Genomic DNA, 1,896 nt, shown 5'->3' with positions numbered 1-1,896 from the left:
TGAAGCACTTCTCAAAGACGTCGCGCAGTATCCAGACGATTACATGTACGAGCGAGCTCAACGTTTAGGCTGTAGCAAGTCAGGCATTGATATTGCCCTAAAGCGCCTTGGTATCAGTCAAAAAAAAGACCTTAGAGCATCCAAAAGCGTGTCCAATAAAAAGAGCGGCGTATCAGAGTAAGCTCAATAGTTTTATGCAGCAAGGCTATCCCATTGTGTACATGGATGAAAGCGGCTTTGAGGCTGAAACCATTCGTTCTCATGGCTATGCACCGATAGGTAAACCCTGTATCGACAGCTATAACTGGCAAGCAAGAAAGCGCACTAACGTTATTGGTGCGCTCTATGAAAAAATGTTATTTGCCTTAGATTACTTTGAGCAAAATATTAACAGCAGTATATTCTACCACTGGTGCAAACACACGCTAATACCAAGTCTTAAAACAAAATGTGTGATCGTGATGGACAATGCTAGATTTCATAAGAACAAATGCATTCAAAAACTACTGAACAGACATGGCCATCGTATTCTTTGGTTGCCACCCTACAGCCCTGACCTAAATCCCATTGAAAAGAAGTGGGCGCAGGCAAAATTTCTACGTCAAGGCTGGATGGAGAATAATCTACCTAAGCTGTTTCATGATATGGGTTGTATCTCTTTTATTCTAGACTGACTATATCTTTTTAACAGCCTCGGCTTTAAATTCGTCACTGTAAGTTCTTACTTTCTTGGTCATGATAAACTCCGGTTAATACGCTTAGTTTACCAAGTTTAGTTGTACGGTTTATTCAGCATAGCTCAAGTACCTGTTTGCGATAGTCGATTGAATAAGTCATGGTTTATTTCATTAAATGCAATTGTTAATAGGATTGTATCGGTTTTATTTGGATTAGACTATATTAAAACCAACTAAGCTTGATGCTGTTCTGGCGGTAGAACCGGCAACAAATAACTCGATTAGTCTGTTTTGTTTATACCAACTGAGTTTACTCTTTCTCATAGTGCTGTCCTAAATAATTTTGCTTATTTAGGACAGCCCCTAAAGTAATAACTGTGATAACAGGAGTTAATTAAAATGATAAAAAAAACTGAAAAATCATTGTATTCAGAAGTAAGAAAAGCTGTTCATAATGAATGGGATCCTATAGGAGTTTCAAACCTTACAAATGATCTTGGAGAATACGATGCCTACATACCTGAACTATGTTGTTTTTTGAGTAATAATCCTAGTTCTCAGGAAATTTTTGATTATCTTTGGGTTATCGAAACGAATTCAATAGGAATGGAAGGAGATAAGCAATCAACATTGAAGTTTTCAGAAAAATTAAAAATACTTATTAACCAAACCTTCAAGAAATAAATAGTTATAGTCAGTCTTTTATAAATAAGATACAATGCTTTTAAAATAAAGAGAAAGATATAATCATTATGACTTACTCAGCAGACTTTCGAACGCAAGTTATAAAAAGCGTCAAAGACAAAGACATGAGCATTCGTCAAGCTTGTATTTTCTATGACATCAGCAAAACCACTTTACAGCGTTGGCTGAAAAACCCAAGTATCAAACAAACTCGGAATAAGCCACCCAGTAAAATACCAAATGAAGCACTTCTCAAAGACGTCGCGCAGTATCCAGACGATTACATGTACGAGCGAGCTCAACGTTTAGGCTGTAGCAAGTCAGGCATTGATATTGCCCTAAAGCGCCTTGGTATCAGTCAAAAAAAAGACCTTAGAGCATCCAAAAGCGTGTCCAATAAAAAGAGCAGCGTATCAGAGTAAGCTCAATAGTTTTATGCAGCAAGGCTATCCCATTGTGTACATGGATGAAAGCGGCTTTGAGGCTGAAACCATTCGTTCTCATGGCTATGCACCGATAGGTAAACCCTGTATCG

The 1,896-nt window shown here is 37.8% G+C and carries 4 protein-coding genes and 1 pseudogene; 4 read left to right on the top strand and 1 reads right to left on the bottom strand.

Features of this window, described 5'->3' with window-relative positions; translation table 11 throughout:
- Both JMX98_RS14170 and JMX98_RS13765 read left to right on the top strand, forming a co-directional pair.
- Window positions 1–181: IS630 transposase-related protein (locus tag JMX98_RS14170; RefSeq protein WP_227680189.1), on the top strand; the 181-nt coding region annotated here is incomplete at its 5' end.
- Complete coding sequence (locus JMX98_RS13765) at window positions 108–674, top strand: IS630 family transposase (protein ID WP_201559466.1); 567 nt, start codon at window positions 108–110, stop codon at window positions 672–674. The genes JMX98_RS14170 and JMX98_RS13765, both read left to right, overlap by 74 nt.
- Before the next feature lie 225 nt (window positions 675–899).
- Here JMX98_RS13765 and JMX98_RS13760 read toward each other — a convergent pair.
- Window positions 900–1,001: pseudogene (locus JMX98_RS13760) on the bottom strand (IS1595 family transposase); the annotation flags it as partial.
- A 75-nt stretch (window positions 1,002–1,076) separates the two neighbouring features.
- On the opposite strand from JMX98_RS13760, the gene JMX98_RS13755 reads away from it, so the two are divergent.
- Entirely contained in the window at window positions 1,077–1,361 is a 285-nt protein-coding gene (locus tag JMX98_RS13755) for a hypothetical protein (protein ID WP_201587390.1), read from the top strand.
- 68 nt (window positions 1,362–1,429) lie between these two features.
- Complete coding sequence (locus JMX98_RS13750; RefSeq protein WP_201587389.1) at window positions 1,430–1,783, top strand: IS630 transposase-related protein; 354 nt, start codon at window positions 1,430–1,432, stop codon at window positions 1,781–1,783.
- The last annotated feature ends 113 nt before the right edge of the window (window positions 1,784–1,896 follow it).

The sequence above is a fragment of the Psychrobacter sp. HII-4 genome (assembly GCF_904846595.1).
GTDB lineage: Bacteria > Pseudomonadota > Gammaproteobacteria > Pseudomonadales > Moraxellaceae > Psychrobacter > Psychrobacter celer.
This window is presented reverse-complemented; position numbering and strand designations above follow the sequence as displayed.

What these genes read in the sequence shown, in the direction of transcription:
- JMX98_RS13755 (WP_201587390.1), top strand. Translation starts at nt 1,077, where the DNA reads ATGATAAAAAAAACTGAAAAATCATTGTATTCAGAAGTAAGAAAAGCT.
- JMX98_RS13750 (WP_201587389.1), top strand. Translation starts at nt 1,430, where the DNA reads ATGACTTACTCAGCAGACTTTCGAACGCAAGTTATAAAAAGCGTCAAA.